The organism is Pseudomonas sp. WMBT8 (genome assembly GCF_050916005.1).
In the GTDB taxonomy this organism is placed as follows: Bacteria; Pseudomonadota; Gammaproteobacteria; order Pseudomonadales; family Pseudomonadaceae; genus Aquipseudomonas.
On sequence record NZ_CP188096.1, the window covers coordinates 278,635 to 302,824 of the forward strand.

Here is a 24,190-nt window from a genome sequence, read left to right on the forward strand (position 1 = left end):
ATTAGCTTATGTAGGAGCGAGCTTGCTCGCGAAAAACCTTAACGATGACGCGTTCGGCTTGGATAAACGCGGCGTGCTTGAGTTTTTCGCGAGCAAGCTCGCTCCTACAAAGGGCGTGTCAGTTGCTGATCGCCAGGATGCTCGCCTGGTACGACCCGACAAACACATCAAAATCCCCCACTTCGTTCTGCTCCAGCTCCGCCTGTTGCGCCAGCGACGTACGCGCCAGCTCTTCAAAGCGCGCCTGCTCGTCTGCCGGCAACGGCTCGCTACGGAAGTACTCGGCATGCACTTCGCTCTGACGCAGGGAGAACTGCGCGAAGCTTTCCTTGCGCTCTTGCATGGTCGCCAACACCTGGGCCGACGGGGTCAGGGAGGAGTCCTTGATCTTCGCCAACTGGGCATCCAGTGCCTGGCTGTGTTCGTTGATGCCCTGGCTCTGGTCGAGCAGCGCAGCCAGCGGTGCGATTTTTTCCAGTAGCTCGGCGGCCCATTCCTTCATTTCCACCGATTCGCCGCGACGCTGCAATTGCAGGCCCGGGCGCCGGCCTTCCTTGACCACGCTGAGGAAGTTCGACGTGGCATTGGCGCACTCGTTGTTTTCGAACAGCGGGCTGTCGTTCAGCGCGCAGTACAGCAGGAACGCATCGAGGAAGCGCGACTCCGGCAAGTCGATGCCCATCGGCAGGAACGGGTTGATGTCCAGGCAGCGCACTTCGATGTACTGGATGCCACGGGCCATCAGCGCCTGGATCGGCCGCTCGCCGGTGTAGGTCACGCGTTTGGGGCGGATGTTGGAGTAGTACTCGTTTTCGATCTGCAGGATGTTGGTGTTGAGCTGGACCCACTCACCATCCTTATGGGTGCCGACTTCGACGTAGGGCGCGTAGGGCGTTGCCACCGCTTCGCGCAGGCTGTCGGTGTAGCTGGCCAGATCGTTGTAGCAAGGGGTCAGGCCCGCCTGGGCGTTGCTCTGGTAACCCAGGTCGCTCATGCGCAGGCTGGTGGCATACGGCAGGTAAAGGGTGTCGGCATCGAACTGTTCAAGCTGATGGGACCGTCCGCGCAGGAAACCCGAATCCAGGGCCGGCGAGGCACCGAACAGGTACATCAGCAGCCAGCTGTAGCGGCGGAAGTTACGGATCAGGGCGATGTAGGCCGTGGACTGGTAGTCACGGTCGGTGCCCACGAAACCTTCGGTTTCCTTGAGCAGCGGCCACAGCTCTTCCGGCAGGGAAAAGTTGTAGTGGATCCCGGCGATGCACTGCATGGTCTTGCCGTAGCGCAGGGCCAGGCCCTTGCGATACACGTACTTGAGCTGTCCGATGTTGGAGGTGCCGTAGTAGGCAATCGGAATATCTTCCTCGGCCGGCAACGGGCACGGCATCGATGGACTCCACAGGTACTCGTTGCCGAGCTTGCTGTAGGCAAAACGATGAATCTTGTCGAGGCTGCGCAGGGTATCTGCCGGGTTGGGCAGCGCCGGCGTGATGAACTCCAGCAGCGACTCGGAATAGTCGGTGGTGATCGATTCATGGGTCAATGCCGCGCCCAGGGCCTCTGGATGCGGCGTTTGAGCCAGGCGGCCTTCGCCGGTGACACGCAGGCATTCACGCTCGATGCCGTGCAGGCAATGCTCAAGCAAAGAGAGGTGTTCGCGCTTGCCGAGCAGAGCCAGGCGGCGGTTGAGAAGTTCGCTCAAGTTGGATTCCTTCACGCGTCAGTCGCCCCAATATGGGGGTGGGCAAGACGGTCTACAAGGGTGAAGTTAAAACTGGCGTTATCGCCTGGTTTTCGAGCCGGAATAACCTGCTCTGAAAGTGCCGACTTCATTCCCTGAATTAGGCTATTGCGCAGGAAGAAAATTCCGACGCTGTTTTTGCAGCGCCGAAATTAACCCAAATTGATGACCGGGAGCTATAGGACAGCGAAGGTGCCTTGTGCTTTTGCGACGAGTCTTTCGTCCTGATACACCTCGGCCTCGACCACCAGCGTGCGCCGGCCGGGGTGGATGACCCGGGCGGTACACAGCACGTCACCGTCGGACACGGCACGGATGTAATTGATTTTGCACTCGATGGTCGCACTCTGCTGGTCGAAACCATGGGCGCTGGAACAGGCCAGCCCCATGGCAATGTCCACCAGGCTGAAAATCGCCCCGCCATGGAGCTTGCCCGCGCGGTTGCGCAGTTGCGGCTCAAGGCTCAGGGCAACCTCGGCAACGCCCTGGTCCAGGCGTTGCAGGCGGCAGCCGAGCAGTTCGCTGAAAGCGCTGTGGGTCAGGCCGGCTGGCAGCTCCATCAGCGTTTTTTCAGTTGCTTGGCGTTGGCGAACAACGAAGCCATGGCGTTGTTGGCCGGGGCTGCGGTGGCGGTTTCCTTGCGCGGTGCAGTGTTTTCAGAGCGGTTTTGCGACTGGCGCGGCGCTGAACCTGGGCGTGCGCCACGGGCGCCGTCGATTTTCTCGCCGGGGGTATCGCTCATACGCATCGACAGGCCCACGCGTTTGCGCGGGATATCGACTTCCATGACCTTGACCTTGACCACATCCCCGGCTTTCACCGCCTCACGCGGATCCTTGATGAACTTCTCCGAAAGCGCAGAAATATGCACCAAACCGTCCTGATGCACGCCGATGTCCACAAAGGCACCGAAGTTGGTCACGTTGGTCACCACGCCTTCGAGGATCATTCCCAGCTGTAGGTCCTTGAGGTCTTCGACGCCTTCCTGGAACTCGGCGGTCTTGAACTCGGGACGCGGGTCGCGACCGGGTTTTTCCAGCTCTTGCAGGATGTCGGTGATGGTCGGCACGCCGAAGGTTTCGTCGGTGTACTTCTTCGGATCCAGGCGCTTGAGGAACCCGGCGTCACCGATCAGCGAACGGATATCGCGGTCGGTTTCAGCGGCAATGCGTTGCACCAGCGGGTAGGCTTCCGGGTGGACCGCCGAGGCGTCCAGCGGGTTGTCACCGTTCATCACGCGCAGGAAGCCTGCGGCCTGTTCGAAGGTTTTTTCGCCAAGGCGTGCAACTTTTTTCAGTGCCGCTCGGGTCTTGAACGCGCCGTTTTCATCACGATGGGTGACGATATTCTGCGCCAGGGTGGAGTTGAGGCCGGAAATCCGCGCAAGCAAGGCGACCGAGGCGGTGTTCACGTCGACGCCGACCTTGTTCACACAGTCTTCCACCACTGCATCCAGGCCGCGCGCCAGTTTCAGCTGCGACACATCGTGCTGGTACTGGCCGACGCCGATGGATTTAGGGTCGATCTTCACCAGTTCGGCCAGTGGATCCTGCAGGCGGCGCGCGATGGACACTGCGCCACGGATCGATACATCGAGGTCCGGGAATTCCTTGGAGGCCAACTCCGACGCCGAGTACACCGAAGCGCCCGCTTCGGAGACCATGACCTTGGTCATTTTCATGCCTGGGTATTTTTTGATCAGCTCCAGGGCCAGCTTGTCGGTTTCGCGGCTGGCGGTGCCGTTGCCGATGGCGATCAGGTCTACCGCGTGCTTGGCGCACAGGGCGGCCAGGATGGCGATGGTCTGGTCCCACTTGTTGTGGGGCACGTGCGGGTACACGGTGGCGTGGTCCAGCAGCTTGCCGGTGGCGTCGACCACGGCGACCTTGCAACCGGTGCGCAGGCCTGGGTCCAGGCCCAGGGTCGCGCGCGGGCCGGCCGGCGCGGCGAGTAGCAGGTCGTGCAGGTTGTGGGCGAATACGTTGATCGCCTCGGTCTCGGCGCCGTCGCGCAGTTCGCCCAGCAGGTCGGTCTCCAGGTGGGTGTAGAGCTTGACCTTCCAGGTCCAGCGCACGACTTCACCGAGCCATTTGTCCGCAGGACGATTCTGATTCTGGATGCCGAATTGTTGGCCGATCATGCCTTCGCACGGGTGCATGGTGCCCGGCAGTTCGTCGCCGACTTTCAGCGCGGAGCTGAGAATACCTTCGTTGCGCCCGCGGAAAATGGCGAGGGCGCGGTGGGACGGCATGCTCTTGAGCGGTTCGTCGTGCTCGAAGTAGTCGCGGAACTTGGCGCCTTCTTCCTCTTTGCCGGCAATCACGCGGGCGCTGAGGGTGGCTTCCTGTTTCAGGTAGTTACGCAGTTTTTCCAGCAGGTTGGCGTCTTCGGCGAAGCGCTCCATGAGGATGTACTTGGCGCCTTCGAGGGCCGCCTTGACGTCGGCCACGCCTTTTTCGCTATCGACAAAGCGCGCAGCTTCGGTTTCCGGGGCCAGGGACGGGTCGTTGAACAGGCCGTCTGCCAGTTCGCCGAGGCCGGCTTCCAGGGCGATCTGGCCCTTGGTGCGGCGCTTCTGCTTGTACGGCAGGTACAGGTCTTCGAGGCGGGTCTTGGTGTCGGCGAGCTTGATGTCGCGTTCGAGTTGCGGGGTCAGCTTGCCCTGCTCCTGGATGCTGGCGAGGATGCTGACACGCCGTTCGTCGAGTTCTCGCAGGTAGCGCAGGCGTTCTTCCAGATGTCGCAGCTGGATATCATCGAGGCTGCCGGTCACTTCTTTACGGTAACGGGCGATGAAGGGCACCGTGGAGCCTTCATCCAGTAGAGCGACGGCCGCTTCGACCTGTTGTGGGCGTACACCGAGTTCCTCGGCGATGCGGCTGTTGATGCTGTCCATAAAACCACCTGAAATTCTTGAAAGCAGTGTGCAGGCCCGCAAAACAAGGCCCTGCGCGGCTGGTTGAGCGGCCCGACTGGCGCCGCTGCCTGGGTCAAGAGGCAGCCTATTGACCCTCGAAATCGAAAAATTCACGACTAGCAGATGAAAAAAACACCAGGCCGGCCTTGGTATTGCCCGGCACTGAGGCGCGGCATTATAACCAGCGATCCGTCCTTGGGGGGATTGCGCCAGGAGCAGGCGTACTGGTGGTTGGAGAAAAATCTGCTAACAATGCGTACCGTGCGTATAACGGCAGCTAAGCCATAATGCGCGCCAGATAAGAGGAGCATCCAATGAGCAGCACTGCACAAACTGCTGAAGGCGAAAAAATTCTCATCGTTGATGACGATCCGGGGCTGAGCAGCCTGCTGGAGCGGTTCTTCACCTCCAAGGGCTACCGTGCCCGCGCGGTGCCGAACACCGAGCAGATGGACCGCCTGCTGGGGCGCGAGGTCTTCAACCTGGTCGTACTCGACCTGATGTTGCCCGGTGAAGACGGCCTGACCGCCTGCAAGCGCCTGCGCAGCACCAACAACCAGATTCCGATCATCATGCTGACCGCCAAGGGCGATGAACTGAGCCGGATCAAGGGCCTGGAACTGGGCGCCGACGATTACCTGGCCAAGCCGTTCAACCCCGACGAGCTGATGGCGCGGGTCAAGGCTGTATTGCGTCGCCAGGCGGCTCCGGTTCCGGGCGCTCCAGGCAGCGAAGACGAAAGCGTGACCTTTGGTGACTACGAGCTGTCGTTGGCCACCCGTGAGCTCAAGCGTGGTGAAGAAGTCCACATGCTCACCACGGGCGAATTCGCGGTACTCAAGGCGCTGGTGATGAACGCTCGCCAACCGCTGACCCGTGACAAGCTGATGAACCTGGCCCGTGGTCGTGAATGGGACGCCCTGGAGCGCTCCATCGATGTGCAGATTTCCCGTCTGCGCCGGATGATCGAACCGGACCCGTCCAAGCCGCGTTATATCCAGACAGTGTGGGGCGTGGGTTACGTGTTTGTGCCGGATGGCACGGCAACCAAGTAACCGATGATTTGCACATGCGGGTATTCCGGAGTTCGATCCCAGCGGGTCGGCCGGATGCCCGGCGTCTGCAATTCTGCGAGCGTGGCTCGCTCTTGCCAGGTGTCTAGCTGTCTTCTATGAAAACCCCGCTGTGGTTCCCGCAAAGTTTCTTCTCCCGCACCCTTTGGCTGGTGCTGATCGTCGTGCTGTTTTCCAAGGCGCTGACCCTCGTTTACCTGCTGATGAACGAAGACGTGTTGGTAGACCGCCAGTACAGTCACGGTGTTGCGCTGACGTTGCGTGCCTACTGGGCTGCCGACCCGGAGAATCGTGAAAAAATCGCCAAGGCGGCAACCTTGACTCGCGTGGTGGGTGCGGGCGTGCCGGAGGGCGAACAGCATTGGCCCTACAGCGAGATCTACCAGCGCCAGATGCAGGCCGAATTGGGCGAAGACACTGAGGTGCGGCTGCGCATGCATGTTTCACCAGCCTTGTGGGTGCGAGCCCCGAGCCTGGGGGATGGATGGCTGAAAGTGCCGTTGTATCCCCACCCGCTGCGGGGTCAGAAGATCTGGAACGTGCTCGGTTGGTTCCTGGCCATTGGCTTGCTTTCCACTGCGTCGGCCTGGATCTTCGTGCGTCAGCTCAACCAGCCACTCAAGCGCCTGGTATTTGCGGCCAGGCAATTGGGGCAGGGTCGCAGCGTGCGCCTGCCGATCAGCGACACTCCCAGCGAAATGACCGAGGTCTACAGCGCGTTCAACCAGATGGCCGAGGATGTCGAACAGGCCGGTCGTGAGCGTGAGCTGATGCTGGCCGGGGTTTCACACGACCTGCGCACGCCGCTAACACGTTTGCGTCTGTCCCTGGAGTTGATGGGCAACCATACCGACCTGACCGATGACATGGTCCGTGATATCGAAGACATGGATGCGATTCTCGACCAGTTCCTGGCGTTTATCCGCGATGGTCGTGACGAGGTAGTGGAAGAGGTGGACCTGACCGACCTGGTCCGCGAGGTCGTGGCGCCCTACAACCAGAATGGCGAGCAGGTGCACATGCGCCTGGAGCCGATCCAGCCCTTTGCGTTGCGCCGGGTCTCGATGAAGCGCCTGCTGAACAACCTGATCGGCAACGCCTTGCATCACGCGGGGACCGAGGTGGAAGTCGCCGCCTATGTGTCGGGTGACACCAATGCGCCTTATGTGGTGCTGAGTGTCATGGACCGTGGCGCCGGGATCGATCCGGCGGAGCTGGAGGGCATTTTCAACCCCTTTACCCGCGGTGATCGTGCCCGTGGTGGCAAAGGCACCGGCCTGGGCCTGGCGATTGTGCGGCGGATTGCTTCGATGCATGGTGGCAATGTCGAACTGCGTAACCGGGCCGATGGCGGGTTGGAGGCGCGAGTGCGCTTACCATTGGGGCTGATGCTGCCAAGAGATGCGGTCTAAGCCACGACGAAAATCAAATGTGGGAAATGGCTTGCCTGCGAGAAGATGTAACAGTCGACATTGATGTTGAATGTTAGTCAGTCATCGCAGGCAAGCCGGCTCCCACACTGGTTTGTGTTGCCTTAAAGGGAGTATTTCAGCCCTTGCCTTTGGTACGGGTCATGTTCGGCCCGCTGTTCTTCTCCAGATGCTGAATGATGATCCCCGCCACATCCTTGTTGGTGGTGGTTTCAATCCCTTCCAGGCCCGGTGAAGAGTTCACTTCCATCACCAGTGGCCCGTGGTTCGAGCGCAGGATATCCACGCCCGCCACACTCAAGCCCATGACCTTGGCTGCACGCAGGGCGGTCATGCGTTCTTCCGGAGTAATCTTGATCAGGCTGGCGCTGCCGCCTCGGTGCAGGTTGGAGCGAAATTCTCCCGGCTTGGCCTGGCGTTTCATCGCCGCAATCACCTTGTCCCCCACCACGAAGCAGCGGATATCGGCACCGCCGGCCTCCTTGATGTACTCCTGGACCATGATGTTCTGCTTCAGGCCCATGAACGCCTCGATCACCGACTCTGCCGCCGTGGCGGTTTCACACAGCACCACGCCAATGCCCTGGGTGCCTTCCAGTACCTTGATCACCAATGGGGCACCGTTGACCATCTCGATCAGGTCGGGAATGTCATCGGGGGAATGGGCAAAGCCAGTCACTGGCAAGCCGATGCCCCGGCGCGACAGCAATTGCAGGGAGCGCAGCTTGTCCCGGGAACGGGCAATGGCCACCGATTCGTTGAGTGGAAACACCCCCATCATTTCAAACTGGCGCAGTACCGCGCAGCCGTAGAAGGTCACCGAGGCACCGATACGCGGGATCACCGCGTCGAAGCCTTCCAGTGGTTTGCCCCGGTAGTGGATCTGCGGCTTATGACTGGCAATGTTCATATAGGCGCGCAACGTATCGATCACCACCATCTCATGGCCCCGTTCGGTGCCGGCCTCGACCAGACGACGGGTGGAATACAGACGCGGGTTACGCGACAGCACAGCGATCTTCATGCAACACCTGTGGCAGCAATAGTAGAGACCGGGAACACCGGCTTGTCTTGAACGTACTTGAGCCCCGGGTTGACCACCAACTGGCCGTCGATCAGGGCTTTGGAACCTAGCAACAGGCGGTAACGCATGGTCTTGCGGCAAGCCAGGGTGAACTCCACCCGCCATACCCGATCACCCAGGGCCAGGGTGGTGCTGATGACGTAGCGCACCTGCGCCTGGCCGTTGGAGCTTTTAATGGTTTTCATCGCCACCAGCGGCGCTTCACAGCGCCGGTGACGCAGTTGCACCACGCTGCCCAGATGGGCGGTGAAACGCACCCACTTTTCACCGTCACGCTCAAAAGGCTCGATCTCGGTGGCATGCAGGCTGGAGGTACTGGCCCCGGTGTCGATCTTCGCGCGCAGGCCCGCCACTCCCAGATCGGGCAGTGCCACCCATTCACGCAGACCGACAACGGTCAAATGGTCAAATGTCTTCAATATGAACAACCGGCAATCAGAAATGTTTCGACGTCACACGACACTAGCGTCCTACTGCTCACAGATTGTGACAACCCAGGAACGTTGACGAGCGCTTGGCGCCGAATTCGCGGTATTCACGCAGAATATTCACCAAATGGCGACAGATATCTTCACGCCACAAAAAACCACGGCTGAGGGGAAACTGCCTGACAGCTGGCGTATCTTAGGTGAGCCTTGGCGTTTGTGCGTCGAAGGGCTTCGACTGTTAAGTTGCGACATTTTTCAGAGCGAGGAATTCAAGTGGCTCAAAAGCAGGAAGAGGACGAAAAAGTCCGTTTGGACAAGTGGCTGTGGGCTGCACGTTTCTACAAGACCCGGGCCTTGGCCAAGGCCGCCATCGAGAGCGGCAAGGTGCATTGCCGTGGCGAGCGCTGCAAGCCAGGCAAGGAGCCGCGTATGGGTGATGAGTTGCAGATCCGCGTCGGGTTTGATGAAAAAACGGTGTTGGTCGAGGCGCTTTCCGTCGTTCGCCGTGGCGCACCCGAAGCCCAGGCACTGTACACCGAGACACCTGCCAGTATTGCCAAGCGCGAGAATGCGGCGGCCATGCGCAAGGCCGGAGCCTTGGGCATGAGCACCGATGGCAAGCCAAGCAAGAAACAGCGCCGCGACCTGTTCAAGTTTCGCGGCAGCGGCAATGACGACTGAATATCGGTTATCTGCTGTAGGAACTGGCTTGCCAGCAATGGCGGTTGCAACAGTTGCAGTGCCGTCGAGGGCCTCTTCGCCGGCAAGCCGGCTCCTACAGGTCAGGCGTTGCGGATCACGCTCAAGCGATTGATCACAGGTACTCGTTGCAACAACCCGAATACCGGTGCGGTCACGCGCAGCAGCCAACCCGACACCTTCGCCGCAAACGGCGTGTAATAACCCCAGCCCAGTGCCAACAACGCCAGCAGCACACCGCCGATATAGTCGTCCTGCCCCCAGTGCGCACCCGCCACCAGGCGCGGCATCATGAACAGCAGCGCCAGGGCCCAGATCAGCACAACCTGGCCAACGCGCTTGGCAAACACGCTCATGAACATCCCCCAGATCAGCAGCACCGAAGCATGATCACCTGGGAAGCTCTGGCTGGAGCGATCCTTCAATTCCCAGGTTTTTTCCAGGTCAGGGAAGTAATCGCTCATGTGGATCGCCCCGCTGATCACCATTGACGGGCTGTTGTGCTGCCAGCCCATCTGCGCCGCGAGCTTGGAAAACAGCATGCGGATAAACAGCAGCAACAGCAGAATCGCGAGGAAGCCGAAAAACGCCTGGCGCACTTCAATCGTCTTGAATACCCATTCGCCGCGAATCAGCAGCATCAGCAGGATCACCCCGACCACCGCATCAAAGGGGCGCAGGCTGGCGATCGCCCATACATGCAGCCAGGCCGGGTTGCTGGCCAGTGGGTCGTTGAGCAGATGAAACAGCCATTCGTCGAATATCACGCAAAGCATCTGGCCCGCGGGCCATAGCCAAAAACACAGCAGCCCCAGAGCGAGTAAATTGCACAGGGCCAATCGCCCGAGGTTCCACTTGGCTTGGAACAAACCCGGATTGTTCATAAACTGTTTCCTCTTCGCTCTAAACTCTCTTCACCTATCAGAAGAAAATCGCACCAAATTGGTGCTAAAGCGCATAATTTTAGAAACATTGTCATCACTTTGTCATCAATTCAGATACCCAGACCTATGACTGATCTACCGGATACCGACTTCACCCAACGTTTCCTCTTTGACGACAACGACGCGCGTGGCGAACTGGTTGCCCTGGAGCGCAGCTATGCCGAAGTCCTTGCCAAGCACCCCTATCCGGAGCCGGTCGCGCAGTTGCTCGGCGAACTGATGGCCGCCGCGTCGCTGCTGGTGGGCACCATGAAGTTCGATGGCTTGCTGATTCTCCAGGCCCGTTCCGAAGGCCCGGTGCCCATGCTGATGATCGAGTGCTCCAGCAACCGCGAAATCCGTGGCCTGGCCCGGTATGACGCAGACCGGATCCCGGCGGACGCGACCCTGGCCGACCTGATGCCCGACGGCGTGCTGGCGTTGACCATCGACCCGACCGTTGGCCAGCGTTACCAGGGCATTGTCGACCTGGACGGTGAAACCCTGTCCGACTGCTTCACCAACTATTTCGTCATGTCCCAGCAGGTGGGCACCCGTTTCTGGCTCAACGCGGACGGCAAGCGTGCCCGTGGCCTGCTGTTGCAACAGCTGCCGGCGGACCGTATCAAGGATGAGGATGAGCGCGAAGAGAGCTGGCGCGGTCTGACCGCCCTGGCCGGTACCCTGACCGCTGAAGAGCTGCTGGGCCTGGACAACGAAACCATCCTGCACCGCCTTTACCACGAAGAAGAAGTGCGCCTGTTCGATGCGCAATCGCTGCGTTTCCACTGCAGCTGTTCCCGCGAGCGTTCGGGCAATGCCCTGGTGAGCCTGGGCCTGGAAGATGCGCAAAACCTGGCGGTAGAGCACGGCGGCAGAATCGAGATCGATTGCCAGTTCTGCAACCAGCGCTACCTGTTCGACGCTGCCGATATCGGCCAATTGTTCGCTGGCGCTGGCGTTGACACCCCTTCGGGCACCCACCACTAAAACGTTTAAGCACAGGTAAATCACCTGACAAACGCCGGATTAGAGGTGTTCTGACGGGAGGGCCCTACTCTTTTTGGGCTTTTCTGGCATAATCCGGCCCACTTTTTTCGCGGTAGTAGTGCGCAACTTTCTACTACAAAACGTTTGGAGCACTCGGCCATAGGCCGACGGGGAACCTCATGACGCAAGCCAATAACGCCGTATACACCGATCTGAGTGTTGACGATCTGGTCAAAGAAGCCCTGCAGCGCGGTGAAGGCGTGCTTGCCGATACTGGCGCGCTGGTCGTAGAAACCGGTCACCGTACCGGTCGTTCGCCGGTCGATCGTTTCATCGTTGAAGAGCCGTCCACCCAGGCTGCCATTGCCTGGGGCCCGATCAACCGCAAGTTCCCGGCCGACAAGTTCGATGCCCTGTGGGCTCGCGTCGAGGCTTTCAACAACGCGCAAGAGCATTTCGTTTCCCACGTGCATGTAGGTTCTGCCGAAGAGCATTACTTGGCCGTGAAAATGACCACCCAGACTGCCTGGCAGAACCTGTTCGGTCGTTGCCTGTTCATCAACCCGGCCCAGTACAACCCGGCCGGGCGTGAAGAGTGGCAAGTGCTCAACGTTGCCAACTTTGAATGCGTCCCTGAGCGTGACGGCACCAACTCCGATGGTTGCGTGATCCTCAACTTCGCCCAGAAAAAAGTCCTGATTGCTGGCATGCGTTACGCCGGCGAGATGAAAAAAGCCATGTTCTCGGTGCAGAACTTCCTGCTGCCGGCCGCTGACGTGCTGCCAATGCACTGCGCTGCCAACATCGGCGAAGAAGGCGATGTGACCTTGTTCTTCGGTCTGTCGGGCACTGGCAAGACCACCCTGTCCGCCGACGAAAGCCGTTACCTGATCGGTGACGACGAACACGGCTGGGGCGAGGGCGTGGTGTTCAATATCGAAGGCGGTTGCTATGCCAAGTGCATCGACCTGTCCGAGAAAAACGAGCCGGTCATCTGGAAAGCCATCAAGCACGGCGCCGTCCTGGAAAACGTGGTGATCGACGATGCCAAGCACGCCGATTACACCAATGTCAGCCTGACCCAGAACAGCCGTGCGGCCTACCCGCTGGAGCACGTTGCCAAGCGTTCCGAGAAGAACCTGGGCGGCGAGCCAAACGCAGTGATCTTCCTGACCTGCGACCTGACTGGCGTGCTGCCACCGGTGTCGATCCTCAACGAAGAACAGGCGGCCTACCACTTCCTGTCCGGCTACACCGCACTGGTGGGCTCGACTGAAATGGGTTCGGGCAGCGGCATCAAGTCGACCTTCTCCACCTGCTTCGGCGCGCCGTTCTTCCCGCGCCCGGCTGGCGAATACGCAGAGCTGCTGATCAAGCGCATCCGTGGCTTCGGCTCCAAGGTCTACCTGGTCAACACCGGCTGGACCGGCGGCGGCTACGGTGTTGGCAAACGCTTCAACATCCCGACCACCCGTGCGGTGATCGCCGCGATCCAGAGCGGCGCGTTGATCGGTGCGCAAACCGAGCACCTGGACACCATCAACCTCGACGTGCCACTGGCCGTACCGGGCGTTGAGACCGGCCTGTTGAACCCACGTAACACCTGGGCTGACAAGGCTGCCTACGACGACGCAGCGAAGGCCCTGGCCGGCCTGTTCGTCGAGAACTTCAAGAAGTTTGAAGTCAGCGACGCGATCAAGGCAGCGGGTCCGAAGTTGTAAGATTCGGTAGCTGTTAAAAAGCCGCCCCTAGTGGGCGGCTTTTTTGTGCGCGAAACAGTTTTGTAGGAACCCGGCTTGCGGGCGAAGAGCCTGAGAACAAAGCGGGGCACCAGGCATCCCACATTAATTCCCCAGCGCTCTTCAGCTCAGGTTTTCCAGCGTCTGCGTATCCCAGCTATGGGTCTTGATAGCCAGGTAGAGCATGCCGATGGTGAGCGGCGTCTTCTCGCCACGGCCCTTGGCGCGGTGTTTCAGGAATACATCGAACACCGGCGGATTGAAGTAACGATAAGCATCATAGTCACCCAGGTCGAGATCAAATGCCTGCTCCAGAGTCTCCATAAACTGCCTGGCTTCTGCGCCGTCGCAACCGAGGTCAAAGTTGAGCGAGGTTTTAAGGCGGATGGTCTTGTGCTTGGGCAGGCCGATTTCTTCGTGCAGCAATTGCAGGAGCTGCTGCATGACAGGGTCTTGGGGGAAGTTGGGGGCCAGGTTCATGGTGGGGGCACGCGGGAGTGGGTCAGAGGGATGGTCGCCTTGCTGGCGCAGTTTGTTTCGGCTGATGAAGAGCGCCAAGCCTATCAAGATCAGGGCAAAGAAGATCGCCGACTGTAAGAAGAGCGTCGGACTAGGACTCATGTGTGTACACATGCATTGAGAGGCTTGATGGCTGAGCATCGCTCACGGACTTTTACCGAGCAGATGGCGAAGGCGCTAGTTTCGGTCAGGGTTGGCTGATTCTGTAGAGGGTCAAGTGTAGGTTGGAGGAAGTTTGGGAAGCGTATGGGGCCCGGCTTGGCGATTTCCTACGGAGGCTTCCGAAGTTTGCGATTTGGCTGCGGGGCACCCTGGCGCAGGTGGGATAAAAACCACGTCACATTCTGTATAAAATCCCGGCAAAACCCCTGAATTCAGCGTATGTTTCACCGCAAAATCTTATAGGGCGATTCCGCCCACTACTTAAAGGGAGTTAAGCATGGGTTTGCTTCGTGTCGCCTCGGCGATGTCATTGTGTGCGGTGGCGTTTTCGGTCCAGGCCGAGCAGTTGCCGATCGAGGTGCTCAGTGCGGTGGTCAAGGACCAGAAAATCGCCGACGCCGAAGTCTTGTTGCAACGCAACGGCGCACAGAATGTGGTGGGGCGCACCAATGCCCAGGGCCAAGTCACTCTCACCAGCGAAGTTGCCGATGGTGCCGACAACCTGCTGATCATCAAGAAGCCCGGCTACTCCAACCTGGTGGTCAAGTGCCCGTGCAAAGGCATGACCTATGCCATCAGCCCGGTGATGGAAAACCTCGACGGCCTGCGTGTGGTGCTGACCTGGGGGCGATCGCCTTCGGACCTCGACTCCCACATGATCTTCCCCGGCAACAACATCTACTTCAACAGCAAGACCGGCACCGATGCCGAGCTGGATGTGGATGACACCGACAGCTACGGCCCGGAAACCATCACCCTGCAGAAAAAACACTACGGCGAAAGCTACGTGTACGCCGTGCATGACTTCTCCAACCGCACCGATACCGGTTCCACGGCGCTGTCCGAAAGCCAGGCCAAGGTGTTTGTGTACATGGGCCAGTCCCTGGTCCGCACTTACTACGTGCCGACCAATCGCACCGGTAACTTGTGGACTGTGTTCCGCATGACCGGCAGCGGTGACTTCCAGGACATCAATACCTTCACCGGCGTGCTGGTCGAGGCCAAGGATGTGCTCAACGAAGTCAAACCCCTGCTCAACGACAGCGTTGCCGTGGATGCCGTGGTGGTCAGTTCAGCGGTACAGGGTGATGCGAAAAAGCTGAACCTCAAAGGCGAAGCGGCCTACCAGGCCGGTAACCTGGACCAGGCGATCGACTACTTCCGCCAGGCCATCGAGCTGGATAATTCCTTCGGTAAAGCCTACGGCAATCTCGGCCTGGCCTATCAGAAAGCCGGAAACACCGCCGAGTCGATCTGGGCCAACCGCAAGGCGATTGCCCTGGCCAGCGGCCCGACAGCCGCCACCGTGCGTGCCGGGTCCTACTACAACATCGCGCGGATCTACGAAGCGGCCGGGCAGTTTGCCGATGCGTTGCGTCACTACCAATTGGCCAAGGAACAGAAGGCCAACCCGGTGTATGACAAAGCCATTGAGCGTGTGCAAAACCGCTGATCGAGCGGTAGCAAAGGTCTGAAAATGTGGGAGCGGGCTTGCCCGCGATAGCGGTGTAACAGTCAACAGAAGTATCGACTGGGGCACCGCTATCGCGGGCAAGCCCGCTCCCACATTTGTTTTGCGGTGTTCTGTAGATTGTCGGTTCACCCTCGCAGCCTGTGTATCATCCTGTCTCTCTTTTCCTCGCGACCTTTTTCGATCCGCTGAAAATACCGGGCTATGTTTTAGGCCTGTTCAGCGGTCAATGGAGTGACAGCTCATGCACGACACCCTCCAACAGGTCTTTGGTTATCCACAGTTTCGCCCTGGCCAGGAGGCGGCTGTCAGCGCCGTGCTGGCCGGTCGTTCGGCGGCGGCGATCTTTCCCACAGGTTCCGGCAAATCCCTCTGTTACCAGCTCTCAGCCGTGCTGCTGCCGCACCTGACACTGGTGGTGTCGCCACTGTTGGCGTTGATGCAGGACCAACTGGGCTTTTTGCAGCGTCATGGTATTTCGGCCGGCAGCATCGATTCGACGCAAAGTCGTGATCAGGCCAATGACGTAATGGCCCGCGCTCGCTCCGGCGAGCTGAAGATCCTGATGATTTCCGTAGAGCGCCTGAAGAACGAGCGCTTTCGCAACTTTTTGCAAAGCGTTTCGATTTCATTATTGGTGGTGGACGAGGCGCACTGTATTTCCGAATGGGGCCATAATTTCCGCCCGGACTACCTCAAGCTCCCCGACTACCAGCGCCAGTTCAAGATTCCCCAGGCGCTGCTGTTGACCGCCACCGCCACACCCAAGGTGATTGCGGACATGCAGGCCAAGTTCGCCATCGCCCCCGCAGACGTGATCACCACCGGTTTCTATCGACCCAACCTCAACCTGCTGGTGGAACCGGTCAGCGGCGCAGACAAACGCCGGCGCCTGGTGGAGTGGATGGGCGAGCGGGCCAACCAACCGAGCATCGTCTATGTCACCTTGCAGAAAACCGCCGAGCAGATCGCCGAGCATCTGAATCGCCATGGCATCCAGGCCGAGGCCTATCACGCAGGTTTGCCCCACGATAAGCGCGAGGGCATCCAGCGCCGGTTCATGGGCGGCCAGTCCAATTGCATCGTCGCCACCATTGCCTTTGGCATGGGTATCGACAAGAGCGACATCCGCAACGTTGTGCATTTCGACCTGCCCAAATCCATCGAGAACTACAGCCAGGAAATCGGCCGGGCCGGGCGCGATGGCCAGCCTTCCGAGTGCCTGGTGCTGGCCAACCGCGACAGCCTTAATGTGCTGGAGAACTTTGTGTACGGCGATACGCCGGAGCAGGAAGGCATTCGGTTGGTGCTGGAAGAACTGCTGGCGGCCGCTGATGACGGGCAATGGGAGTTTCTGCTGAGGTCATTGGCAGAGCTGAGCAACATCCGCGAGCTACCGCTCAAGACCTTGTTGGTGCAATTGGAACTCAAGGGGGTCATTGCACCGCGCTATGCGTTTTATGCCGAGTATCGCTTCAAGTACCTGGTGGAGCCGGAGGTGTTGCTGGCGCGTTTTTCCGGGGAGCGGCAGCAGTTTGTCGCCGCGATCATCCAGGTGTGCAAACGGGCCAGGAGCTGGGCCACCGTGGATTTCGACGCGCTTTATCAACAGCACCAGGCCGAGCGTGGCCGGGTGGTCAAGGCGCTGGACTATTTCCAGGAACAGGGCCTGATCGAGTTGGAAAGCAAGCAGATGACCGAAGTCTACAGCCTGCTCGATAGCGGGTTTGACCCCCAGGCCTTGAGCGAAGAGTTATACACAGGCTTCAAGCAGCACGAAGCCACGGAAGTGGCGCGCATCCATGGGATGCTGGCGTTGTTTGCCAGCGAACGCTGCCTGGGCTATCGGTTGGCGGAGTACTTTGGCGATGCCGAGGCGCCGCGCCAGTGCGGGCATTGTTCGGTGTGTCATGGCCAGGTCGCCCATCTGCCGGCACCACCGGGGCTGGCACCGCTTGTGGATAAAAATTTCCAGGGGCTGTGCGGGGATTTTATCCACAGGCATCATCAGCACACCGGCAGCCTGCCAGGGGCGGAACGCCTGACGCGGTTTCTATGTGGGATCAGCGTGCCGCTGTTTACCAAGCTCAAGGCCCGGGGGATTCCAGGATCTGGCGTGCTGGAAGAATATCCGTATGCCCAGGTGCGGGATTGGGCCGAGACCCATCTGAGCGACCTGTAAATTCACTTCAGCGAGACTTGTCCATGCCTGACTCAATGCCGCAACGTGCCGATTACCGTCACTTCCAGCCGATCATTACGCGCTGGCACGACAATGACGTGTATGGGCATGTGAATAACGTCACCTACTACAGCTTTTTTGACACGGCGGTGAACACCTACCTGATCGAACAGGGCGGGCTGGATATCCATGACGGCGAAGTGGTGGGGTTTGTGGTGAGCTCGGCGTGCGACTACTTTGCCTCGATTGCCTTTCCCGACCGTATCGATATCGGCCTGCGGGTGGGCAAGTTGGGCAACAGTTCAGTGCAGTACGAGTTGGCGGTGTTCAAGGCCGGCGAGGATGAGGCCTGTGCGGCGGGGCGGTTTGTGCATGTGTTTGTGGACCGGGCGACGAACCAGCCGGTGACGATTCCACAGGTACTGCGCGAAGCACTGCAACACCTGGCGGTCTGACTGCGGCCTGCGAAACAATGAAGAGCTAATGTGGGAGCCGGGCTTGCCCGCGATAGCGCAGTGTCAGGCCACCTATTGGTTGCTGGCATTGCGCTATCGCCGGCAAGCCAGCTCCCACATTGAGTTTGCTGTGTTTACCGGTGACGGTAGTGATGCTTGTTCTTGCGATGGCCATAAGCATGCCCACGGCCACGATGATCATCACGGTCATAGCGACGGCTATCACGCCCGCGATCGCGGCGGTCGTCGTCATCGCTCTTGTTGCCCATATAGTTACCCAGTGCGCCGCCGGCGCCACCGCCTGCTGCTGCGCCGATCAAGCTGCCGGTGCTACCGCCGACACTGCGCCCGACCACGTTGCCGCCCGCTGCGCCCAGTGCACCGCCAATGGCTGCTTCGCCACGGCTGCGTTTGTCTGCGCCTACTGCGCTACCGCCAGCGCCGCCCAGGGCTGCACCAATGGCCGAACCGGTATTGCCGCCGATCTGCTGGCCGACGACAGAACCTAAAACCCCGCCCAATGCGCCGCCTACACCGGCTTCGGTGGTGCCACCGGCCATGGCTGCGCCACTGACCAGGCCAAGGGACAACAAGAGAATCGAGGAGAACTTCATAGGTGAACCTCAAGGGGATGACGGCGCGATCCTGAGGTTGTCGGAATATTCTTACAATCGAATTCCGACCAGTGGTGAAGGTTGTATACAATTAGCTAAGTTGCTGTTTTATCTAGGGAACTTAAGTCGTTTTTGCCGGTCTTTAGTTACTTCGCAACGGCCGCTTTTATACAAAAGCGGCCTTTTTTGTGCCCGTGAAGATCGTTCCCAGCCATGGAGACGATCAGGCAGTTCGGGCCATGATCAAACCCTTGTCGCTGGCCGCTTCCAGGCGAATCGCCACGAACTTGGAGGTAGGCGTATGGCTACCATCCCCGGTGCTTTCCAACGGCACCAGCGGGTTGACCTCCGGGTAATAGGCCGCTGCCTGCCCCGCCGGAATATCGAACGCCAGCAAGGTAAAACCCTTGACCCGGCGTTCACGGCCATCATCCCAGATCGACACGATATCGGCCTTCTGCCCCGGCTTGAAGCCCAGGCGGATGATGTCGGCTTCGTTGACGAACAGCACGTCGCGCTGGCCCTTGACCCCACGATAACGGTCATCCAGGCCGTAGATGGTGGTGTTGTACTGATCGTGGGAACGCATGGATTGCATGATCAGGTCGGGCAACTGGCCAGTGGCACGAGTGCGTTCATGCACCAGGTCCTTGGGCAGGATGTTGGCGCGGAAATTCGCCCGGCCTGACGGGGTATTCCAGCGGCGGGCGCCGGCGCTGTTGCCCAGGTAGAAACCGCCTGGGTGCTGCACACGCTCGTTGAAGTCCTTGAAGCCGGGGATGGTGTCGGCGATCAAGTCGCGGATGCGGCGGTAATCGGCCACCAGCCAGTTCCAGTCCACCGGCTTGCTACCCAGGGTGGCGGCGGCGATGCCGGCGAGAATGGCCGGTTCCGACTTCATCAGTTTCGACAGCGGCTGCAACTGGCCATTGGAGGCGTGCACCATGCTGAACGAATCTTCCACCGTCACCGCTTGCGGGCCATCGGCCTGGATATCGATGTCGGTGCGGCCCAGGCACGGCAGGATCAAGGCCTGCTTGCCGTGGGCCAGGTGGCTGCGATTGAGCTTGGTGCTGATCTGCACCGTCAGGTCGCAGTTGCTCAAGGCCTGGAAGGTGCGAGGGCTGTCGGGCGTCGCTTGGGCGAAGTTGCCACCCAGGCCGATAAACACTTTGGCGCGGCCTTCGAGCATGGCGTGGATCGCTTCGACCACGTTATGCCCGTTGTCCCGGGGTACCTTGAACTGGAAGCGACGCTCCAGGGCATCCAGGAAGGCCACGGGTGGCCGTTCGTTGATCCCCATGGTGCGGTCGCCCTGCACGTTACTGTGGCCACGCACCGGACACAGGCCGGCACCGGGGCGGCCAATGTTGCCGCGCAGCAGCATCAGGTTGGCGATTTCCTGGATGGTCGGCACCGAGTGCCGATGCTGGGTGATGCCCATCGCCCAGCACATGATCACGTTCTTGCCTTTGGCGTACATGCGCGCCGCTTGCTCGATTTCCACCAGGCTCAGGCCGGATTGCTCGACGATTTCATCCCAGGAGGTGTCGTCGATCTTGGCCAGGTAATCCAGCACATTGATCGTGTGTTCATTGAGGAAGTCGTGGTCGAACACTGTCTCCTTGCCTTCGGCCTGGGCCTGGCGCTCCCACAGCAGCAGGAACTTGGCCATGCCGCGCAGGATCGCCATGTCGCCACCAAGCGCCGGGCGGAAATACGCGGTGTTGGTCGGCTTGTCGCCGTTGGTGAGCATTTCCAGCGGGTGCTGCGGGTGCTGGAAACGTTCCAGGCCACGCTCCTTGAGCGGGTTGATACACACCACCTGGGCGCCGCGCTTCACCGCTTCGCGCAGCGGTTCGAGCATGCGCGGGTGGTTGGTGCCGGGGTTCTGGCCCCAGACGAAAATCGCGTCGGCGTGCTCGAAATCATCAAACGTCACAGTGCCTTTGCCGACACCTACGCTTTGCGCCAGGGCCACGCCGCTGGCTTCGTGGCACATGTTCGAGCAGTCCGGGAAGTTGTTGGTGCCGTAGGCGCGCACGAACAACTGATACAGGTACGCCGCTTCATTGCTGGCCCGGCCCGAGGTATAGAACTCGGCCATGTCCGGGCTTGGCAGGGCTCGCAGGTGCTGGCCGATCAGGTCGAAGGCCGACTCCCAACTGATGGGTTTGTAGCGGTCGGTCTGGGCGTCATAGCTCATCGGCTCGGTCAGGCGGCCCTGGTATTCCAGCCAATAGTCGCTCTGCTCCAGCAGTGCGCTGACACTGTGTTTGGCGAAGAACGCCGCATCTACCCGGCGCTTGGTGGCTTCCCAGTTGACCGCCTTGGCGCCGTTCTCGCAGAACTTGACCATGCCGCTTTCCGGCGAGTCACCCCAGGCGCAACCTGGGCAGTCGAAGCCGCCGTTCTGGTTGGTCTTGAGCATCATGCGGATATTTTTCAGCGCGTTATCGCTGGTCAGCCACGCCTGCGCCACGCTGATCAGCGCGCCCCAGCCGCCAGCCGGGCCTTTATAGGGCTTGTAGCGCGGGGTCGGGGTTTGGTCGGCTTGGTGATGATTGCTCATGGCTGGTACTCCATCGCAGGGCTGTAGACCCGCGGCGCGCTTTTTTGCGGCAGGTGGATGAGATTGAGGTTATGCCGGCGCGCCCATTGCAGGGCCAGGCCGGTGGGCGATGACAGGCTGACCAGGGTCTGGATGCCTGCGCGCAGGACTTTCTGGATCAATTCGAGACTGCAACGGCTGGTGACAATTGCCACGCCGCCTGCGGTCGGGATGCGCTGGCGGACCAGGGCGCCGATCAGTTTGTCGAGGGCGTTATGGCGGCCGATATCTTCGCGGCCCAGCAGCAGTTCGCCCTGGTTATCCATGAACACCGCCGCATGCACCGCGCCGCTGTACTGGCCCAGCGGCTGAAAGGCACTGATGCGCTGGCGTAAGCCCTCCAGCCAGGCAGCAGGCGGCAGCGGTGCGCCAGGCAGCACCTGAAGGTCCGGCAGCGCCTGCTCCAGGGCTTGCACGCCACACAGGCCGCAGCCGCTGGTGCCGGCCAGTTGCCGGCGCTGTTGCTTGAGGTTCCAGAAGGCGCGGCTGCAGATCTGCACCTGGGCGTACTGGGCCGAGCCTGCGCCGCTCAGTTGCAGGTCATAGATATCGCTGATGTCGCTGATGATGCCGCTGCCCAGGCTGAAGCCGACGATAAAGTCTTCAAGATCGGTGGGCGTCACCAGCATTACCGCCTGGTTGATGTCGTTATAGGCAATCGCCAACGCGACTTCCTCGGCCAGCGCGGTGCTGGCCGATTCCGTATGGTCGAGGTTGCAGTATTGATAACTCTGGCTGGCGGCAGGCGCGGGCGTTGTCAGGGCGGGCGCCGCGCATGCTGGGCGCTGGGCGTTCATCAAGTCTAGTCACCGGCGAAGTGTTCAGAGTGAAGACTAGGCGCGACAAAGGGTCGCGTCTAATCGTCAGTACTGATCTACCGATAGATGACGTCGATCAAGGCTTTGCCAGCGATTACTGATAAAGCGCGAAACACGCCTCGGCCAACGCCGAGCGCGGCGCGCTGCGGCGCATGATCAGCCCCAGCTTGGCCAGGGTTTGCGCGTTTTCGATGGGTTGCAGGCGCAGGTGTTCGGTCAGGGCGTCGAGGCCGCCATCCAGCGGCATCACCGCACAACACAGGCCGCCGTGCACGGCCTGCAGCAACTGATGGACGGCATCGGTTTGCAGCAGAGGTCGCGGCGTCAGGCCCCGGCTGTGGAAGTTATGGTCGATGGACTGGCGAAAGTGCATGCCACTGGTGAGCATGCCCAGGGGCAGTTCGATCAGCGCCTCCCAGCTCAGGGGCTTTTCGCCGAAGCTGAAGAAGCGTTGGTCGTACAGCAGGCCCATGCGGGTTTCTTCCAGGGCCAGGGAGTCAAAGCGCTCGGCGTCCAGGCGCTCGAGGTAGGACACGCCCAGGTCCAGGCGATTGCTCGCCAGTTGCTCGAGGATTTGTTCGGAACTCAACGCTGATAACTCAAATCGCAGGCTGGGGTGTTGCTTGTGCAGTTGTTGCATCAAGGCCAGCGGATCAAAGCTCGACAGCGGCACCACGCCCAGGCGCAGTGTCCCCACCAGGTTGCCCCGGCAGGCGGCGGCTTCGGCCTGCAGGCCGTCGTAGGCTGCCAGCACCGTCCGCGCCCAGGCCAGCACCCGCTCGCCGGGGGCGGTAAAGCCCTCGAAACGCTGGCCGCGGTTGACCAGCGGCAGCTCCAGCTCTTCTTCCAGGCTGCGCAGGCGCATCGACAGGGTCGGCTGGGTAATGTGGCAGCGCGCGGCTGCCTGGCCGAAGTGACGGGTTTCGTCGAGGGCGATGAGGAATTTCAGCTGTTTGATGTCCATCTTCGCTCCGGGGCTCTTATTCCAATAGCGGGGGGATTCTAGCGCGTTTGCGTCATTGGTCGGGCTGGAACCAAGGTCTGTAAGACTGGTCTAGTCTTTGGCATCTGGAAACCTAATCCCAAGGAGAGCGCACTATGAGTCTTTTTAGCTTTATCAAAGAAGCCGGCGAGAAAATCGTTGATCTGTTGACGCCGGGTAATGCGAACGCGAGTGAACAGTTGAAGGATCACGTTGCCAAGGTCGGCCTGGGTAACCCGAATGTGCAGACCACGGTGGATGGCGACAAGGTGACGGTGACCGGTGAAGTCGCCACCCAGGAGGAGAAAGAGAAGATTCTGCTGGCGCTGGGCAATATTGCTGGCGTGGCTACCGTAGAAGATAAAATCACCGTGTCGGGCCCTGTTGTTGCGGCTGCCCGCTTTGTCGTGGTGAAAAAGGGCGACACTTTGAGCGCGATCGCCAAAATTGAGTACGGCGACGCCAACAAGTACAACAAAATCTTCGAGGCCAACAAGCCGCTGTTGTCGCACCCGGACAAAATCTACCCAGGGCAGACGCTGCGTATTCCTGAGTAATACCCAAGGCAACTAAATAATGTGGGAGCGGGCTTGCCCGCGATTGCGGTGTGTCAGTCAGCAGATCTAGCTCTGACCCACCGCTATCGCGGGCAAGCCCGCTCCCACAGGGGTGTTACACATAGTTTTAGAGCCCGACAATCAATTCCCGGTAATCCCCGACCGCATCGAACTCCGCCGTATCCTTGGGCCCTTTGCGGCTGTCCGGCTGTTTGACCGCCAGCAAATGCCACACCCCGAAATCCCGCGCACTGCGCAGAATCGGCAAGGTGTCGTCGATAAACAGGCTGCGCGCCGGGTCAAAATCGATATCCGCTTGCAGGGCGTCCCAGAACTGCGGGTTTTCCTTGGCAAAACCATAGTCGTGGGAGCTGATCAGCCGCTCGAAATACGGCGCCAGCTCAATGCGTTCCAGCTTCAGCGACAGCGAGTCGCGGTGGGCGTTGGTGATCAGGATCACGCGCTTGCCAGCCTGTTTGATCGCCGCCAGAAAGGTATCGGCGTCCGGTCGCAGGGCGATCAGGTGGGCGGTTTCCAGCTTGAGTTCGCGCACCGGGATCTGCAGTTCGGCGCTCCAGAAATCCAGGCAATACCATTGCAACTGGCCAGCGTTACGCTCGAACAGCGGCTGCAACTCCATCTCGGCCATGGCCTGGCTCACCCCGTGCAGTTCGGCATAGCGCCGGGGCAGGTGTTCCATCCAGAAGTGGTTGTCGAAATGCAGGTCGAGCAAGGTGCCGTCCATGTCCAGCAAGACGGTATCGATATCAGACCAGGGCAGTGGCGGCATGGTGG

General features: G+C 60.2%; 21 protein-coding genes. 9 read left to right on the forward strand and 12 right to left on the reverse strand.

Going from position 1 to position 24,190, the window contains the following annotated elements; all coding sequences use genetic code 11:
- Positions 1 to 118 precede the first annotated feature (118 nt).
- From gshA to ACO77H_RS01175, 3 genes are all read right to left on the reverse strand, one after another.
- Positions 119 to 1,702, reverse strand: coding sequence for a glutamate--cysteine ligase (gene gshA / locus ACO77H_RS01165; RefSeq protein ID WP_432754880.1), 1,584 nt, complete (start codon positions 1,700 to 1,702; stop codon positions 119 to 121).
- A 215-nt stretch (positions 1,703 to 1,917) separates the two neighbouring features.
- Positions 1,918 to 2,301 carry a PaaI family thioesterase gene (locus ACO77H_RS01170; RefSeq protein ID WP_169953896.1) on the reverse strand — a complete coding sequence of 128 codons (384 nt, stop codon included), beginning with the start codon at positions 2,299 to 2,301 and terminating at the stop codon, positions 1,918 to 1,920.
- Entirely contained in the window at positions 2,301 to 4,637 is a 2,337-nt protein-coding gene (locus tag ACO77H_RS01175) for a Tex family protein (protein ID WP_170058171.1), read from the reverse strand. The genes ACO77H_RS01170 and ACO77H_RS01175 overlap by 1 nt, the downstream gene beginning before the upstream one ends.
- Before the next feature lie 335 nt (positions 4,638 to 4,972).
- Here ACO77H_RS01175 and ompR point away from each other — a divergent pair, with 335 nt between their 5' ends.
- Together ompR and ACO77H_RS01185 are read left to right on the forward strand one after the other, a co-directional pair.
- Positions 4,973 to 5,713: an osmolarity response regulator transcription factor OmpR gene (gene ompR / locus ACO77H_RS01180; protein WP_032856582.1), complete on the forward strand. Its 741-nt coding sequence runs from the start codon at positions 4,973 to 4,975 to the stop codon at positions 5,711 to 5,713.
- A gap of 116 nt (positions 5,714 to 5,829) precedes the next feature.
- The gene (locus ACO77H_RS01185) at positions 5,830 to 7,143 is read left to right on the forward strand and encodes an ATP-binding protein (protein WP_169953894.1); all 1,314 of its coding nucleotides are present in this window, start codon (positions 5,830 to 5,832) and stop codon (positions 7,141 to 7,143) included.
- A 136-nt stretch (positions 7,144 to 7,279) separates the two neighbouring features.
- On the opposite strand, the gene rimK is transcribed toward ACO77H_RS01185, so the two are convergent.
- Positions 7,280 to 8,185 carry a 30S ribosomal protein S6--L-glutamate ligase gene (rimK, locus tag ACO77H_RS01190; RefSeq protein ID WP_038445187.1) on the reverse strand — a complete coding sequence of 302 codons (906 nt, stop codon included), beginning with the start codon at positions 8,183 to 8,185 and terminating at the stop codon, positions 7,280 to 7,282.
- The gene (locus ACO77H_RS01195; RefSeq protein WP_229689213.1) at positions 8,182 to 8,598 is read right to left on the reverse strand and encodes an ATP-dependent zinc protease family protein; all 417 of its coding nucleotides are present in this window, start codon (positions 8,596 to 8,598) and stop codon (positions 8,182 to 8,184) included. The genes rimK and ACO77H_RS01195 overlap by 4 nt, the downstream gene beginning before the upstream one ends.
- A gap of 348 nt (positions 8,599 to 8,946) precedes the next feature.
- On the opposite strand from ACO77H_RS01195, the gene ACO77H_RS01200 reads away from it, so the two are divergent.
- A complete protein-coding gene (locus ACO77H_RS01200) occupies positions 8,947 to 9,354 on the forward strand; it encodes an RNA-binding S4 domain-containing protein (RefSeq protein ID WP_432754881.1) in 408 nt (135 codons plus the stop codon).
- A gap of 101 nt (positions 9,355 to 9,455) precedes the next feature.
- Here the strand turns inward: ACO77H_RS01200 and ACO77H_RS01205 are convergent, their stop codons facing one another.
- Complete coding sequence (locus ACO77H_RS01205; protein WP_432754882.1) at positions 9,456 to 10,256, reverse strand: phosphatase PAP2 family protein; 801 nt, start codon at positions 10,254 to 10,256, stop codon at positions 9,456 to 9,458.
- A 126-nt stretch (positions 10,257 to 10,382) separates the two neighbouring features.
- Between ACO77H_RS01205 and hslO the strand changes: the two genes are divergently transcribed.
- Together hslO and ACO77H_RS01215 are read left to right on the forward strand one after the other, a co-directional pair.
- Complete coding sequence (gene hslO / locus ACO77H_RS01210; RefSeq protein ID WP_169953891.1) at positions 10,383 to 11,285, forward strand: Hsp33 family molecular chaperone HslO; 903 nt, start codon at positions 10,383 to 10,385, stop codon at positions 11,283 to 11,285.
- A gap of 179 nt (positions 11,286 to 11,464) precedes the next feature.
- The gene (locus tag ACO77H_RS01215) at positions 11,465 to 13,006 is read left to right on the forward strand and encodes a phosphoenolpyruvate carboxykinase (RefSeq protein WP_432754883.1); all 1,542 of its coding nucleotides are present in this window, start codon (positions 11,465 to 11,467) and stop codon (positions 13,004 to 13,006) included.
- A gap of 141 nt (positions 13,007 to 13,147) precedes the next feature.
- Here ACO77H_RS01215 and ACO77H_RS01220 read toward each other — a convergent pair whose 3' ends face one another.
- Entirely contained in the window at positions 13,148 to 13,504 is a 357-nt protein-coding gene (locus ACO77H_RS01220; protein WP_169954007.1) for a DUF1493 family protein, read from the reverse strand.
- A 478-nt stretch (positions 13,505 to 13,982) separates the two neighbouring features.
- On the opposite strand from ACO77H_RS01220, the gene ACO77H_RS01225 reads away from it, so the two are divergent.
- From ACO77H_RS01225 to ACO77H_RS01235, 3 genes are all read left to right on the forward strand, one after another.
- A complete protein-coding gene (locus ACO77H_RS01225) occupies positions 13,983 to 15,158 on the forward strand; it encodes a tetratricopeptide repeat protein (RefSeq protein WP_432754884.1) in 1,176 nt (391 codons plus the stop codon).
- Positions 15,159 to 15,420: 262 nt separating this feature from the next.
- Complete coding sequence (locus ACO77H_RS01230) at positions 15,421 to 17,358, forward strand: RecQ family ATP-dependent DNA helicase (protein ID WP_432754885.1); 1,938 nt, start codon at positions 15,421 to 15,423, stop codon at positions 17,356 to 17,358.
- Positions 17,359 to 17,381: 23 nt separating this feature from the next.
- Positions 17,382 to 17,813 carry an acyl-CoA thioesterase gene (locus ACO77H_RS01235; RefSeq protein WP_170058168.1) on the forward strand — a complete coding sequence of 144 codons (432 nt, stop codon included), beginning with the start codon at positions 17,382 to 17,384 and terminating at the stop codon, positions 17,811 to 17,813.
- Positions 17,814 to 17,947: 134 nt separating this feature from the next.
- Here ACO77H_RS01235 and ACO77H_RS01240 read toward each other — a convergent pair whose 3' ends face one another.
- The 4 genes from ACO77H_RS01240 to ACO77H_RS01255 all read right to left on the reverse strand — a co-directional run bounded on the left by ACO77H_RS01240 (position 17,948) and on the right by ACO77H_RS01255 (position 22,820).
- Entirely contained in the window at positions 17,948 to 18,427 is a 480-nt protein-coding gene (locus ACO77H_RS01240) for a glycine zipper domain-containing protein (protein ID WP_432754886.1), read from the reverse strand.
- Positions 18,428 to 18,650: 223 nt separating this feature from the next.
- Positions 18,651 to 20,999, reverse strand: a complete 2,349-nt coding sequence (locus ACO77H_RS01245; RefSeq protein ID WP_432754887.1) for an FdhF/YdeP family oxidoreductase — start codon at positions 20,997 to 20,999, stop codon at positions 18,651 to 18,653.
- On the reverse strand, positions 20,996 to 21,835 hold the full coding sequence (fdhD, locus tag ACO77H_RS01250; RefSeq protein WP_170042344.1) for a formate dehydrogenase accessory sulfurtransferase FdhD: 840 nt from the start codon (positions 21,833 to 21,835) through the stop codon (positions 20,996 to 20,998). The genes ACO77H_RS01245 and fdhD overlap by 4 nt, the downstream gene beginning before the upstream one ends.
- Before the next feature lie 115 nt (positions 21,836 to 21,950).
- Positions 21,951 to 22,820, reverse strand: coding sequence for a LysR family transcriptional regulator (locus tag ACO77H_RS01255; protein WP_170058166.1), 870 nt, complete (start codon positions 22,818 to 22,820; stop codon positions 21,951 to 21,953).
- 134 nt (positions 22,821 to 22,954) lie between these two features.
- On the opposite strand from ACO77H_RS01255, the gene lysM reads away from it, so the two are divergent.
- Positions 22,955 to 23,395, forward strand: a complete 441-nt coding sequence (lysM, locus tag ACO77H_RS01260; RefSeq protein WP_170042345.1) for a peptidoglycan-binding protein LysM — start codon at positions 22,955 to 22,957, stop codon at positions 23,393 to 23,395.
- A gap of 127 nt (positions 23,396 to 23,522) precedes the next feature.
- Here lysM and yrfG read toward each other — a convergent pair whose 3' ends face one another.
- On the reverse strand, positions 23,523 to 24,185 hold the full coding sequence (gene yrfG, locus ACO77H_RS01265) for a GMP/IMP nucleotidase (RefSeq protein ID WP_432754888.1): 663 nt from the start codon (positions 24,183 to 24,185) through the stop codon (positions 23,523 to 23,525).
- Positions 24,186 to 24,190 lie beyond the last annotated feature (5 nt).